This window comes from Dickeya oryzae, from assembly GCF_009372235.1.
Classification (GTDB): Bacteria; Pseudomonadota; Gammaproteobacteria; order Enterobacterales; family Enterobacteriaceae; genus Dickeya; species Dickeya oryzae.
In genome coordinates this window covers 162,795-176,817 of the sequence record NZ_ML762920.1, presented here as the reverse complement: position 1 = coordinate 176,817, position 14,023 = coordinate 162,795, and the positions used below count along the sequence as shown (strand labels likewise).

The window sequence follows — 14,023 nt, the reverse complement described above, 5'->3', positions numbered from 1 at the left end:
AAGGCGGGCGTTGCCCGCCATGGTGAGACGGATGCTATCGGTCAGAAGGATTCCCACTCATTTTTTGTCGCAGCCGGGTGAGACCCGGCTGTTGCAGTGGCCAGCATCAACGGTTTTTTCGCGCGGAGGGTGCCGGGAGCCTGTCGGGTAAAGCGGTGGGCGTCACTATCACCGAGGCGGAAAATCGACACCGCCTGTTCCAGTGCCTGAGCCTGCTCTTCCAGTGAGTTAGCTGCCGCAGACGATTGCTCCACCAGCGCGGCGTTTTGCTGGGTGGTGGCGTCCATTTCGGCGACGGCGCTTGAGATCTGGTTAATCCCTCGGCTCTGCTCATCAGACGCAGAAGCAATTTCGCCCATAATGTCATGAACATGGGAGATAGAACGGATGATTTCATCCATCGTCTTACCGGCGCTTTCCACCTGGGTGGAACCGGTATTGACCCGGGTGACTGACTCGTTGATCAGGGTTTCGATCTCTTTAGCGGCCTGGGCGCTGCGCTGGGCCAGACTGCGCACTTCGCCTGCCACCACAGCAAAACCACGGCCTTGCTCACCGGCACGCGCGGCTTCCACCGCGGCATTCAGCGCCAGAATATTGGTCTGGAAGGCGATACCGTTGATAACCGAGGTGATTTCGGAAATACGCCGGGAACTGGTGGCGATTTCATTCATGGTACTGACGACGTTGGTGACAATTTCACCGCCTTTAGTGGCGTTATTGGCGGCATCGGCAGACAGTTGTGAGGCGTGATGCGCATTATCGGCGTTCTGTTTCACCGTGGAGGTTAACTGCTCCATGCTGGCGGCGGTTTCCACGACGGCGGCAGACTGCTGCTCGGTTCGTGAAGAGAGGTCAGTATTACCGGCCGCGATTTCCGATGCGGCCGATGCCACATTGTTTACGCCTTCACGGATGATTCCTATCATGTCGCGCAGTTTATGGTTCATCTGGTTCATTGCCGTCATCAATTGGCCCAACTCGTCGCGCCGGTTGACGGTAATGGTGGCGGTCAGGTCGCCCTGGGCAATCTGTTCGGCCATCGACAGGCTTTGACGCAATGGTTGAGTAATCAGTAAGGTGAGGCGCCAGGCCAACAACACACCAATAGCGATAATCGCCAGGCCGATAACCCACTGCTCGTATTGGGACTGGCGGGTAATGTTATCCACCTTGCTTAATTGCGCTTCATAAAGCTGTGTCGTTGCCTGATTCAGCACCTGCGCGATATCCGTCATACGTTGAGAGGCCGTTTTTTCCTCCTGATATGCGGTCATATAAAGGCTGATATCTCTGTCGTAGGTGGAAAACAGCTGCCAGGCTTGATTGAGCCACGCCTGTTGTTCTGCATCGTACTTTGGCAGAGCCTGCGTGAGGGTATACTGTGCGGTGTCCAGTGCCTTGCGAAGGGTGGCTTCATGCTCACCAGAAGGGGTTAGTGTCAGCTCATGTGCAGTGTCTTTAATGTCAGACAGCGCCTCATGGATGTATAGGAACTCCAGTCTCAATTCCAGTGGCAACATGGCGCTGTCGAATTGTCTGCGTAGGGTATCCACAGCATTACCGATGGCATTCTGCGATAACTTTTGGCCGACAGCATCCCGCTTTTGGCTGGCGGTGATCAGGTTTCCCCGTGACGCATTATATTCGTTGCTGGCCTGGATCATTTTATCCAGCAAAGTACGGGTATCCGCATCCCATTTCAGTGTTTCTGCCGTGTTCAGCAATTGCGTTACTTTATTCAGCAATTCACTGTTTTTATTTAAGGCAGCATAATCGTGGGTATATTGAAAACGCAGCCGTTCCAGTTTTGCATCTTCCAGGTAACTATTGATACTATTACTGATAATCGATTTTTGTGAGTAGGCGTCAATATTACGGAAACCGTTTACGCCAGACAGCATAATAATAACGGCCATCAACAATATTAATCCGAACCCCAGAGCCAGCTTTACGCCGACCTTGAGATTGTTATAAGCACCAAAAACAGTATTCATTGGTCCTTCCTTTCTTGATTTGCCAGAGAAATGATGAGGAAAAAACCGATTTGAATAATTCAATAATTAACGCTTCAGTACCGCAGTGCTGACGCTGTGTTTTATTATTATGGTTACGCTAATCTGTAATCGTTACTGTGAGTGAGCGGCTCTGTAAGCGGACGATTACGGCCCGAGACGCATGGCTTATGCATCTCACAGGGGAAGGTAATGTAATAACTACACTTTCATAACATAGTATTAGAAAGTGATTTTATCAATGTATCACTGAAAAATGAGATATCGATTAGCAATGGCTGATGCCTCATCCATTTTTTTGATACTTTCAAATGGGATAGCCAAAAAGTAATCATGGGCGTGACAATACGCAGTGATAATCTTTACGTCGCGTTGTTGGTGGAGGAATACTCGCGCTCAACATACGCTGCTGAAAAATCAATGGGCGATACAAGGCAGGGGAAAAAGCAGAATCTAAACACAGCATGGCGGTTCATTGCCATGCTGTGCAGTATGTACCAACAATCGTTGTGATCAGACGTAGTAGAAATTAACCGACACCGTTATCAAAACGGATTAGAACGACTCCCAGTCATCTTTGGTTGAGGTTGATGAAGGTTTCACCGTAGCAGACGCTTTGGTAGTTGATTTCCCCAACATGAATGGCGTTTTGGTACTGGTCGTGTTGCGTTGTCTTGCTGGTGATACCGTAGCATTGTCATGGCTGGTCCGGAAAAACGACACTGCGTGCTCCAGCACCTGAGCCTGCTCTTCCAGTGAATTGGCTGCGGCGGAAGATTGCTCCACCAGCGCGGCGTTTTGCTGGGTGGTGGCATCCATTTCGGCGACGGCGGTAGAGATCTGGTTGATGCCACGGCTCTGTTCATCAGAGGCGGAGGCAATCTCATCCATGATGTCATGCACATGGGAGATGGAACGGATGATCTCATCCATTGTCTTACCGGCGTTTTCCACCTGGGTGGAACCGGTATTGACCCGGGTGACCGACTCGTTGATCAGCGTTTCGATCTCTTTAGCGGCCTGCGCGCTACGCTGGGCCAGACTACGCACTTCGCCTGCCACCACAGCAAAACCACGGCCTTGCTCACCGGCACGCGCGGCTTCCACGGCGGCGTTTAGTGCCAGAATATTGGTCTGGAAGGCAATGCCGTTGATAACCGAGGTGATGTCGGAAATACGCCGGGAACTGACGGCGATTTCATTCATGGTGCTGACCACGTTAGTGACGATTTCGCCGCCGCGGGTCGCATTAGCGGAGGCATCGGCAGCCAGTTGTGAAGCGTGATGCGCGTTATCGGCGTTCTGTTTCACCGTGGAGGTTAACTGCTCCATGCTGGCGGCGGTTTCCACCACGGCGGCAGACTGCTGCTCAGTACGTGAGGAGAGATCAGTGTTACCGGCCGCGATTTCCGACGCGGCCGACGCCACGTTGCTCACGCCTTCACGAATGCTTCCTATCATCTCACGCAGTTTATGGTTCATCTCCGCCATTGCAGACATCAGCATTCCCAGTTCATCGCGGCGAACAACGGTGATGGAAGCCGTCAGGTCGCCCTGGGCAATCCGTTCAGCTATCGACAGACTCTGGTGCAGGGGACGGGTAATCTGCAACGTGATACGCCAGGCCATCAGGACCCCGATAGCGATAATCACCAGACTGGTCAACAACAATTGCCACTGTGAACTGGCAGTGGTATTGCTGACCAGTGCTAACTGAGCGGCATATAAATCGTTGGAGGCGTTATCCAGAATGACTGCTGCATCGCTCATGGTGTTGGTAGCGGCGCTTTCATTACGGAAAGCAGCCATGTACTCGTCAACGTAGCCGTTATAGGCGGAAAAGAAACGCCAGGCCTGATTCAACCAGCCTTGCTGTTCCGTACTGAATTTCGGCAGGCTTTGAGTGAGTGCGGCCTGTGCGCTGCTAAGGGCTTTACGCAGGTTGGATTCTGTTTGTGCGGAAGGGGTTAGCAGCAACTCATGTGCCATATCGCGGATATCTGCTAGCTGTTCGTACAGCGTGATAAACTCCAGCTGTAATTCCGGTGTCTGCGTACTCGCACTGAATTGGGTGCGTAGTGTACTCAGTATACTGGCGCTGCTGTCCTGGTTAAGTTTTTGCGCCACGGCATCACGTTGCTTGCTGGCGTTGATCAGCGCTTCTCGTCTTGGGAGATAGACGTTGTAGGCGGTATTGAGTTGATCCAGCAGCTTACGTGCATCAGGACGCCAGGTGAGCTGGTTGGCCTGCTTCAGTGACTCGCCGACTTTTGCCATCAGGGTGCCCACTTTCTCTATTGAGCTGTAGTCATGGGTATATTGGAAATTGAGGCGGGCGCGTCTGGCATCGTTCAGGTTATTATTAATGTCATTACTGATAATGGATTTGTTGACATAGGCGTCAATATTACGAAAACCATTAACTCCGGATAGCATGATAAAGGCGGACATAACTAAAATGAGTCCAAACCCTATTGCCAGTTTAGTACCAACCTTCAGATTGTTATAGGTATGCATAATTGTATTCATCAAGGTTTCCTACAGAGCTAAATATGTTGACAATACAGATCAACAGAGAGTGACCATCTGTTAACGTCCGTGTTTTTCATAAAGTACAGAGATGGGTTTCTTTCGCGAGGAGAAAAACGTGTGAATCTTATCACATTTTTTAGAATTATAAATGCTTGCTAACATAATGAAATCAGAGGTTGTTTGTGTTTCTTATTCCAGTTTTGTTTTTTTCTACCGGTATTCTGTTTGCGGGCTGTCAAATATTTTCGTGTACTAGTTAGATGATGTATCCGTCGTGGTTTTATCTGCTCTCTTTTTCAAAAAATTATTTTTAAATAGCCTGACTAAGTCATATTTTTTCATTTTGTTGTTGGTCGAGAAAATAATGTGATTCTTCCGATAAAGAAAAAAATAATCAGGGGGAGGGCAGTCACTCTCATTTTGACGAATGAAGGGTATACACTCCGAATAATTCGGAACTGATAATGTGCGCTATACAGTCCACTATATATGCGCTATCTCTCGCTATCGGCGGTAAGTGGGATTGGGCATGCGCATTCAGGTATGACGGAGAAGGGGATTCGCAGGATAAAGGCGCAGAATAAAGGCTGTGGTGAGAGAGCCCCGATGCTGTGCTGCCTGGCCGACTGGCTACACAGAACCGGGGCGCGGTTATCAGACGCCGGATGTGGCATCCGCCGCGTCGGTAACTATCGGCACATCCTTAATCACCGATTCGAAACTACGCAGACGTTTATAAATCGACATTAACTCGACGATGGTGGTCCACGAGTTAATCAGGTACTGGAATGAGCTACGCACCTGATCGAACACGTTGGTTATCTGGTTCATCAGACCGAGCGTCAGACTACCTGCGACGATCGACGGCAGCAGCATGATAATGCCGAACACATTGTCGGTTTGCAGATAGAGCACCCGTGCAATATTGAAATAGGTGTAGTGGAAATAGAGGCGGAAATAGTTTTTTCGCACGTTGGTGAACAGCTGCTTTACCGTCGGTGGCGTGGCACGGGTAGCGTCGTCTTCACCATAGACCAGCTCTTTACGGTAGGCGGCTTCCACACGCTGGTTGTTAAATTCCAGCCCCGGCAGTTTGATGCCGATAAACGCCAGCAAGCCTGTCCCTGCCAGTGACCAGACAATCGCTGCAATCACCAGGCCGTAAGGTACTTCACCAATCAACGGCAAGGTTTTGACATGGGATGAGAGGCTGACCAGCACTGGTAAAAAGGCTATCAACGTCATCAATGATTTCACCAGGTTGACACCCAGGCTTTCCACGGTGGAGGCAAAGCGCATGGTGTCTTCCTGAATACGCTGGGCCGCCCCTTCAATGTGGCGTAAGGACTGCCAGTGCGAAGCGTAATAATCATTCATCGCGGTACGCCAGCGAAAGACATAATGGCTGACGAAAAAAAGATTCATCACGCCTACGGTGACGGCCGTTAGCGCAATACCCAGGAAAATCAGCAACTCTTTGTAAAATGCCTGAATCGTCACCGCATTAGGGGCACTGAGCGCTTTTTGGATCAGGTCATAAAAAGGGCCATACCAGTCGTTTACCGCCACCCCGATCTCCACCGAAAAGTAGGTAACGAAAATAATCAGTGAGGTTCCCAGAATAGACCAGCGTTGCCAGGGGTGGGGACGTAATAGCGCCCAGGCTCCTGCGAAAAGGCAGACGCACAGCAGGTAATACCCGTAAAACCACAAAAAGGCAGGCGACCAAAACCGGGCGGCCCCGTGCGGCAACGGCTCGCTGATGTGCAGCAGGCTGTCACCCAGCGGGCGTCCCCAGCCGTACCAGATGATGACGGCCACCAGCGACCAGATCAGTGCAGAAGAGAAAAACCACTTAGGGTTGGGAAAAAACGACTTGAACATAAGCGCACTTTGTATCCATAACAGGAGAATAATTGCCGTAATAGCAAATATTTAACCTAAGTGCAGGATTATATTGAAACGATTTTTGACGGTGATGGCTTTTTCTTTACTCAGTAAGGTCGCATGAGTGTATTGATAGGGTATTGGCGGTCATTATGACACGTTGTATTGCTAATCCAGCTCAATGATTTCCTGCTGACTCAGGTCATTATCCAACTGGCGTAATACCCGATAGACCTGTGCAACTGACTGTAACGTATGGCGTGGAATGTAGTGACCTTCAGGGATCCGATACAGGGTTCGCGCCAGCCAGATAAAGCGGATCACCGGCACATTAGCGTGCTGCGCGCGGGCGATGAGCGCTTTGGCCTGTTCGTCTTCCCCCTTGAGTAGAATGCGCGGTAATGGCGTTTTGCCGGGGCGATAGCACAGCGCTACCGCATAGTGTGTTGGGTTAACCAGCAGCAGGTCAGCATCCTCGATGCTGGGTTTGGCGCGAGGGCTGGCCGGTTCGTTGAGGATTTCCTGTGCTACCGATTTGCGATGCCCCTTCATGTGGGGGTCGCCTTCCGAATTTTTGAACTCGTTACGAATATCTTCATGACTCATGCGTTGCTGCTTGAGGAAGTAGTATTTTTGCAAACCGAAGTCGAGTATCGCCAGCGCCAGCAGTGAAGACAAGGTGGTGCGCGCCACACTTTTCAGTACACTCTCCACGCCTTTCCAGAAGGCGGTCAGGTCGCCATAGGCTAACTCCACCAGCCATTCCAACTGCGGTATGACGACGAGCCAGAACACCAGCCCGATGGTGGTTGCCTTTAGGATTGTGGTCAGTATGTCGGTGAGCTTGCGCATCGTGAACATTTGCTTGATTTGATTGACCGGGTTGAGGCGGTTGAAATCGATTTTTAGCGCGTCTACGGCGAACAGCGGGCCGTACTGGATCCAACCGCCGACAATACGCATCAGCAGCGCCACACTGATGGTTAACAGGCAGAAGGTGCCCAGCAGTGATAACGCTTCGCTGAACACTTCATTGGCGGAATGGCTGAACGGGTCAGACAGACGGCTCAGCGGCAATTGCATTAATGCCTGTAGTTTGCTCATGCCGTTATCGGTCAGTGCCAGAATCATCTCCAGTAGTGCAACGCTAATCAGTAGTTTGGGAACATCCTGACTTTGACCGACTTCCCCTTTTTTGCGTGCATCCTGCAATTTCTTGGGGGTGGGTTTTTCGGTTTTTTCGCTCATCCCGGCACCTTAGTGGTTAATTGTTGTATGCAGCGCTCAGGGCGATGCCTGAAAGAACAGCGGAAACAGGTGTTTCAGGTCGGCCAGCGCCTTGAGTCGGCCTTCACCGAGAAACTGCAATACCGGCATGTAGAGCACGAAGAAGGCCATTCCGGCCAGGCATTTGGCCGGGGCGGACAGCACGTAGACCTGTAATTGCGGGCTGTAAAGACTGAGAATGGCGATGCTGAATTCCAGCAACAGTAACAACGCCACCAGCGGACCGGCATACACGATCATGTGTTGGAAGGTGTCGTTGAGCAGACCGAGATAGGTGTGAAAACCCAGCTCCGATAACGGCGGCAGAAAATCCAATGCTGGCCATAGCCGGTAACTGTCCCACAGTAATTGCGTGAAGCCGGAAAACCCGATGGTGATGATCAGCAGCAGGGTAAACAGCTCTTTCATCATGTGGCCGAGCGGGGTGGCATCGCTACCCAGCGCTGGGTTGAGCTGGCCGCCGGTCAGTGCGCCGCGCTGGTTATCGAACAGCGCGCCAACAGATTCAAACAGCCAGAACGGCATGGCCAGCACCACCCCCAACAACAGTCCAATGACCAGCTCTTTGAGCAACAGCGCGGGTAACATGGGCCAGGTTATCGTGGTGGTTAACATGTGTTGCTGGATAGCAGCGGCCGGGACTAGCGCGATGGCAAGGGCCACCGCGTTGCGCAGCATGCCTTTGATGACGGTGAAAGAGAACAACGGCACCAGAAACAGGCATGGATACAACCGGGCTACGCCGAGCGTCAGTGCGTAAATAAAGTCATAAAGAGACTGGAGGGTGGCAAGAGAGAGCATCGTCACCTCAGGCCCGGATCTGTTCGATCATATTAAAAGCCATGACCGCCAGTTGGATTAACTCAACGCCTATCCAGCGACCGGTCATGGCTAACACCAACCCCACCGCCACCAGTTTGACGGCAAAAGGCAACGTTTGGTCCTGCAACTGCATCACTGCCTGTAGCAGTGAAATCAGTACACCGACCACGACTGCGACCAGCAACGGCGGCGCAGACAGCATCACCACCAACACCATCGCCTGTCGGAACAGCGTGAGCGTTTCCATGATGACCTCACAGGTAACTGTAGAACAGACCGTCTAGCAGACGTGTCCAGCCGTTAACCAGCACGAACAGCAATAGCTTGAGCGGGAGCGAAAGGGTGGTCGGCGCGACCATCTGCATCCCCAGTGCCAACAGGACATTAGAGACAATCAGGTCGATAACGATGAACGGGATATAAATCAGAAAACCGATTTTAAACCCGGCTTGTAGCTCTGAAAGCACATAAGCGGGCAGGATTAACAGGATGTTCTGGGTGGTTATTTTCTCCGACATCGCCGCAGGCCACATGCGCAGGCTGTTTTCATGCAGATGGGTGAGGATATCCGGGTCGCTGTTGCGCGACATGAACCGCTGTAACGGTTCGATGCCGCGGGTCACGCTGCTTTCCAGTGCATCAAGGCTGCTAACGTCCACCGGTGCGTCCTGAAACCGCTGTTTGATGTCGCTGAATACCGGTGCCATCACGAACAGTGTGGCCGCGAGTGCCACACCATATAACGCCATGTTGGGCGGCACTTGTTGCACCCCGATGGCGTTGCGGGTGAGCATCAGTACCATCGATATTTTCAGAAAACAGGTGCAGACGATCATCATCAGCGGAATCAGTGACAGCGAGCCGAGAAACAGGGCAAACATCACCGGGTCGAAATTGCCTGAGGTCATCGCAATGACTCCGTGGCGATCTCCCTGCCAGCAATCGGCCCTCGGGTGATTTGCAACCCCAGTCGACCGTCTACATTCACCAGCTCTCCCTGTGCCAGTGGTTGCTCGCCGTGATACAGCGTGGCTTCGCCGGGGATGGCCTGTTGCAGGGTTAACACGGTACCGGGGGCGAGTTGCTGCAAATCCTGCAGTGTCAGCGTCAGGTAGCCGCAGCGGACTGTCAGTGCCAGCGCGAGCGGGGGCAGAGGATAACCTGGCAGCGGTTCACCAGAGGGCAACGTACTCTCGGCACAGGGTAATGTTTCCTGCACGTTGCTGTTATCCGGCAGGGTATTGCCGTAAGAAGCGGTATCGTCAAACGGTGTTGGGTCACCAAAGGGCGTTGTGTCGCCAGGAAATGTGGTCACGGGGCATTCCTCCAGTTCTGTCACGGCAAACCAATAAGGGGCGAGTGCGTCCATCCTGAGTTGCCCGGCTAACCGCCGGTCGGCCAGCGTAATGCTGCCGTCGCCTTGCGGTGAGAAGTACTGTCTATGTGGACAGATCACGTCGCCCGGTTCCAGACTCGCTAATTGTTTCTGTGACAACGTCACGTCTGCCAGTATTAATGGCAGGCGTATCGCCAGGTGAGTGGGCAAAGCCGAGTACGGTGCGTACCACCCCGGCCGAGATAGCCAGCGTTGCACCGTATGGCATGCGGTTCGTAACCGACTGCGAAGGCGAAAATCGCCCAGTATCACCTCGAGCCACAAGGTTAATTCGGCTGATGTGTTATCACCTGAGTGCGTATTGTCATCTGATGCTGCTACAGAATCAGGTTGCGCAGGTAACAACGGCTGAATTTCACCGAACAGCTCGCGCAATGCCGGGCTGAGCGCCTGATTGTAGTGCGTCCAGTAGCGGGCCACCGTGTCACTGCTGTCATGCTCGCCGGGTAGCAGTGCCGGGCAGGCGGAGAGCAGTGACAGCAACGGGGCGGCATTGTCCAGCCATAACGTGCCGTCGTGGCAACGCCAGCCGCTTTCCACTCCGACTGCGGGCGCGTCGTGTGCTAACTGTATGCGCAGTTCCCCCGGTTGCCCCTCCAGCGTGAAGGCGAAACGGTGTGCGCTCGCCAGTTGGCGGGATAGCGCTGCCTGTGACTGGCTGATGCGCCGTAGTGTTTGTGCCAGTGGGGTCATAGGTCGTCATCCTCCCGGCTGTCGAATTGCAGGCGTACCGGTGCGTGCAGCGTCCTTGCCAGTGAACGGCGGCACGCGTCACGCTGGTTCTTCAACAGTTCATAGGTGGTTTTGCCAAAACGCAGCGACACATCCCAGCCGTGAGCGGGGAGCGCCACCATACGTACGTCTACGCTACCTAACTGCGGTAACTGCACACTGAACGACAGTGGTTCGCTACGGTGTAACGACGGGATGTCGGCCAGCGAGGACGCCAGGGCTGACCAGCCCGCAGGCATGACGGGTGTTGTTTGCACCGGGGTATCCTGGAAGGACGTCGGCGTAAGCGCGGGATACAGCGCCAGCGATGGGCCAAACGGCAGCCAGCTGATATCGGGCTGTGCGCCGTCTGGCCCCGAGAGGCGGGCGAACGGCTCCCCACACGCGTCATCGCCAGCACCATAGCTATAGCCTGACACATAACCGGACAGATCCGGTTGTGGATGGTGCGATAACGGTGACGGTCCAGAGGGCGAAACCTCGGGTGGGATGGGCCGGGAAGGGGTCATATCGCCTCCTGATAGGTGGTTAACAGAAATTCGAGCTTCTCGACGGCTTTCTGGCACAGGCGTGCAGTTTCCCTGGCCTGCCTGACGTGTTGCTGTTGGCTCAGGTAGTGTTGTTGCCAGTCGGTACACAGCAGCACCTGTGCCTGAATCTGGCGGATGTGTTGTTGTTCCTGCTCCAGCTGGTTTTTCAGGGTTTCCAGCGTTTGGGTTTTGCCCAGAGCGTCACGCAGAAAGGTGTCGCGCTGTTGCTGCCATGCGGCCTGCAACTGCGCCAGTTGTGCTTGTTGGGCGCGCAACGCGGCCTCGGTTTGCCTGAGCGCCAGCTCGGCCTGACGCAACTGGCGTTCGGCACGGCTAAGGCGCTGGCGGCGGATCGGCAATAACGGCGTCAGTACCGCGTGTAGCTCCTGCACACGGCTGTCTGGCTGTTCTTCTTCCATTACGCTGACGGATTTCATGGTGTCAGACCTCGGCATACTGACTCACCCCGGCAAGTTGCCTCTGGATGTCGTCAAAGGATTGTGGTTCACGCATCGCCTGTTGCAGAAAGCGGTTGATGTCGTCATTGGCGTTGACGGCCGCGTCGGTGAGCGCATCGTGTCCCGGCTGGTATTCACCAAGGCGGATCAGCATTTCTACCTGTTGGTAAGCCGCCATCAGTCGGCGTACGGCGTTGGCATTGCGGGTATGTTCTGTGTCGACAACATTGCTCATGGTGCGGCTCAGGCTCATCAGAATGTCGATAGCCGGGTAGTGGTTGCGTTCAGCCAGACGACGCGACAGCACGATGTGACCGTCAATCAGCGAGCGGACTTCGTCGGCGACCGGGTCATTCATGGAGTCCTGTTCGATCAGCACTGAGTAAAGCGCGGTGATCGCCCCCTGACGGGTTTGCCCGGCACGTTCGACCAGCCGGGGCAGCAGGGTATAGACCGAAGGCGGTAACCCGCCGCGCCCCTGCGGTTCGCCGAGCGCCAGGCCGATTTCCCGCTGGGCGCGGGCAAAGCGGGTTAATGAGTCGATAATCAACAGCACGTGTTTACCTGCGGCGCGAAAGGCTTCGGCGATGGCGGTTGCGGTAAACGCCGCGCGAGCGCGCTCCATGCTGCTGCGATCGGAGGTCGAGCAGACCAGCACGGTGCGGCTTCGTAACTGCTCATCCAGCTCATGGTCGAGAAACTCGCGCAGTTCGCGGCCACGCTCGCCGATTAAACCGAATACGATGGCATCACAAGGCGTATTACGCGCCAGCTCTGCCAGCAAGGTGGTTTTACCGCAGCCTGCACCGGCGAATATCCCCACACGCTGGCCACAGCCGATAGTCAGCAGACCGTCGATGGCGCGCAGGCCGGTCGGGAGTGGTGAGGCAATGCGTGGGCGTTCGGTCGGCGGTGGGGCATCGCCGATTACCGGTATCGGCGGGCTTTCGCTAAGTGAGCCAGGCTCTACGAATGCGCTGTGGCTGCCGTGTTCCAGCGGCCTGCCGAAGCCGTCGAGCACACTGCCCAACAGGGCTTCGGATACCTGTACGCAATGCGGCTGGTACAACGGCGTGACGATAGCGCCCTGAGCGATACCGTCCAGCGCACCCAGTGCCGACAGAAAGGTGTTTTTCGGGCTGAAGCCGACAATTTCCGCCAGCACCTGGGAGTGGTCGTGACGTTCGATCAGGCACAAATCGCCGATGCGGGCGTCAGGCAGGCTGGATTCCAGCAAAATACCGCTGATGCCGATGATTTGCCCCTGCCGCGTCACCGGTGAATAGGCCGCCAGTTGGCGTTGCTGCTGTTGCAGCCAGTGGGTGAGCGCGGGATAGCGGGTATCGATGGTGTCCTGCGTCGTCATTACCAGTTCACCTTGATCTGCTGCTTGCCGCGAAATTCGATCTGGCTGTCGTTGATGCTGACCAGCCGCAGGTTATCCACCTCGTCGCCGACGAACAGGCGTCGACCATCTGCGGTGACGATGTTGGCTTTCGGACCGCTGGTGACTTGCACAATCTGGAACGGTAGCGCGTCGGTTTTCTCCGTCGTGCGGTTTTCAATCTGTAAGGCGGTGACGTAGCGTTGGTGGAATTGCGCCAGCATCCGTGCCAGTCGGGTGTGTTGCGCGGGTAAGAGCGCTCCGCTTAGCACGATGCGGTTGTTGTCCTGACTGAGGGTGACCAGTCGCTCCAGTTCGCGATCGGTGAGCATGGTGTGCAGCGTGCTGTTTAACTGTGGCAGCGTGCCAACGGGCAAACGGTTATCCTGCGGTGATGGCGCAGGCGGCATCGCCGCCGTTTCCTGTAGCATCCAACTGCCGACGATCATAAACAGTAATACGCCCAGTAGCAGGTAACTGAATTTCGCCCACAGCGGCAGACGGCGTTTTTCCCGGTGTGCGGTGGCCGCTTCCGGCAGGGAAGGCTGGCGCGTATCTGCGGTGATGTCGGTATCCACCGCGGGCATGTCAGCATGCATGTCAGCGTTGCCAACGTCGATGGCCGCACGGCCGTGGCCTGATGTGTCTTGTGACGGTGTGGCTGAAGTGTCGTCCTGCCACGGAGTGTCGGCGCTGACTACACATAACCAGATAGCGCCGACGGCGAACGGTGTGCCGGGCGGCAACTGCAGCGACTGTTCTACGGTGTGGCCTTCGCTATTGCTGACAGGGCCATCCAATACGCAGATCTGCCAGCCGCCGGGGGCGGTTTCCAGCAGGCAGTGTTGCTCGCGGATCCCGGGATCGTAGAGCACCATGTCGGCTTCATCGGCCGAGCCTATACGCCATGAGGTTCCGCTCAGCGGCAGCGCGGCCCCACGGTGCAATCCGGTCAGAACTCGTAGTTCAAACATGTTGCG

12 protein-coding genes are annotated in these 14,023 nt (G+C 54.6%); all 12 read right to left on the bottom strand.

Features of this window, described 5'->3' with window-relative positions:
- Nucleotides 1-41 precede the first annotated feature (41 nt).
- The 12 genes from FAZ14_RS00780 to sctD all read right to left on the bottom strand — a co-directional run bounded on the left by FAZ14_RS00780 (nt 42) and on the right by sctD (nt 14,017).
- A complete protein-coding gene (locus FAZ14_RS00780) occupies nt 42-1,997 on the bottom strand; it encodes a methyl-accepting chemotaxis protein (protein WP_038926260.1) in 1,956 nt (651 codons plus the stop codon).
- A gap of 573 nt (nt 1,998-2,570) precedes the next feature.
- Nucleotides 2,571-4,544 (bottom strand): methyl-accepting chemotaxis protein, encoded by a 1,974-nt coding sequence (locus tag FAZ14_RS00775; protein ID WP_038926261.1) that lies wholly within the window; start codon nt 4,542-4,544, stop codon nt 2,571-2,573.
- Nucleotides 4,545-5,201: 657 nt separating this feature from the next.
- The gene (gene sbmA, locus FAZ14_RS00770; RefSeq protein ID WP_016942345.1) at nt 5,202-6,431 is read right to left on the bottom strand and encodes a peptide antibiotic transporter SbmA; all 1,230 of its coding nucleotides are present in this window, start codon (nt 6,429-6,431) and stop codon (nt 5,202-5,204) included.
- A gap of 171 nt (nt 6,432-6,602) precedes the next feature.
- Nucleotides 6,603-7,682, bottom strand: coding sequence for a type III secretion system export apparatus subunit SctU (gene sctU / locus FAZ14_RS00765; RefSeq protein ID WP_153507889.1), 1,080 nt, complete (start codon nt 7,680-7,682; stop codon nt 6,603-6,605).
- Between the two features lie 36 nt (nt 7,683-7,718).
- The gene (gene sctT, locus FAZ14_RS00760) at nt 7,719-8,522 is read right to left on the bottom strand and encodes a type III secretion system export apparatus subunit SctT (protein WP_038926263.1); all 804 of its coding nucleotides are present in this window, start codon (nt 8,520-8,522) and stop codon (nt 7,719-7,721) included.
- A gap of 7 nt (nt 8,523-8,529) precedes the next feature.
- On the bottom strand, nt 8,530-8,790 hold the full coding sequence (gene sctS / locus FAZ14_RS00755; protein WP_016942342.1) for a type III secretion system export apparatus subunit SctS: 261 nt from the start codon (nt 8,788-8,790) through the stop codon (nt 8,530-8,532).
- Between the two features lie 7 nt (nt 8,791-8,797).
- Nucleotides 8,798-9,451 (bottom strand): type III secretion system export apparatus subunit SctR, encoded by a 654-nt coding sequence (sctR, locus tag FAZ14_RS00750; RefSeq protein WP_016942341.1) that lies wholly within the window; start codon nt 9,449-9,451, stop codon nt 8,798-8,800.
- Nucleotides 9,448-10,632: a type III secretion system cytoplasmic ring protein SctQ gene (sctQ, locus tag FAZ14_RS00745; RefSeq protein WP_153507888.1), complete on the bottom strand. Its 1,185-nt coding sequence runs from the start codon at nt 10,630-10,632 to the stop codon at nt 9,448-9,450. Before sctQ ends, sctR begins: the two co-directional genes overlap by 4 nt.
- Complete coding sequence (locus tag FAZ14_RS00740) at nt 10,629-11,180, bottom strand: type III secretion system HrpP C-terminal domain-containing protein (protein WP_153507887.1); 552 nt, start codon at nt 11,178-11,180, stop codon at nt 10,629-10,631. Before FAZ14_RS00740 ends, sctQ begins: the two co-directional genes overlap by 4 nt.
- Nucleotides 11,177-11,656 (bottom strand): type III secretion protein, encoded by a 480-nt coding sequence (locus FAZ14_RS00735; protein WP_080646409.1) that lies wholly within the window; start codon nt 11,654-11,656, stop codon nt 11,177-11,179. The genes FAZ14_RS00740 and FAZ14_RS00735 overlap by 4 nt, the downstream gene beginning before the upstream one ends.
- The gene (gene sctN, locus FAZ14_RS00730) at nt 11,643-13,025 is read right to left on the bottom strand and encodes a type III secretion system ATPase SctN (protein ID WP_153507886.1); all 1,383 of its coding nucleotides are present in this window, start codon (nt 13,023-13,025) and stop codon (nt 11,643-11,645) included. The genes FAZ14_RS00735 and sctN overlap by 14 nt, the downstream gene beginning before the upstream one ends.
- Entirely contained in the window at nt 13,025-14,017 is a 993-nt protein-coding gene (gene sctD / locus FAZ14_RS00725) for a type III secretion system inner membrane ring subunit SctD (protein WP_153507885.1), read from the bottom strand. The genes sctN and sctD overlap by 1 nt, the downstream gene beginning before the upstream one ends.
- Nucleotides 14,018-14,023: the final 6 nt, after the last annotated feature.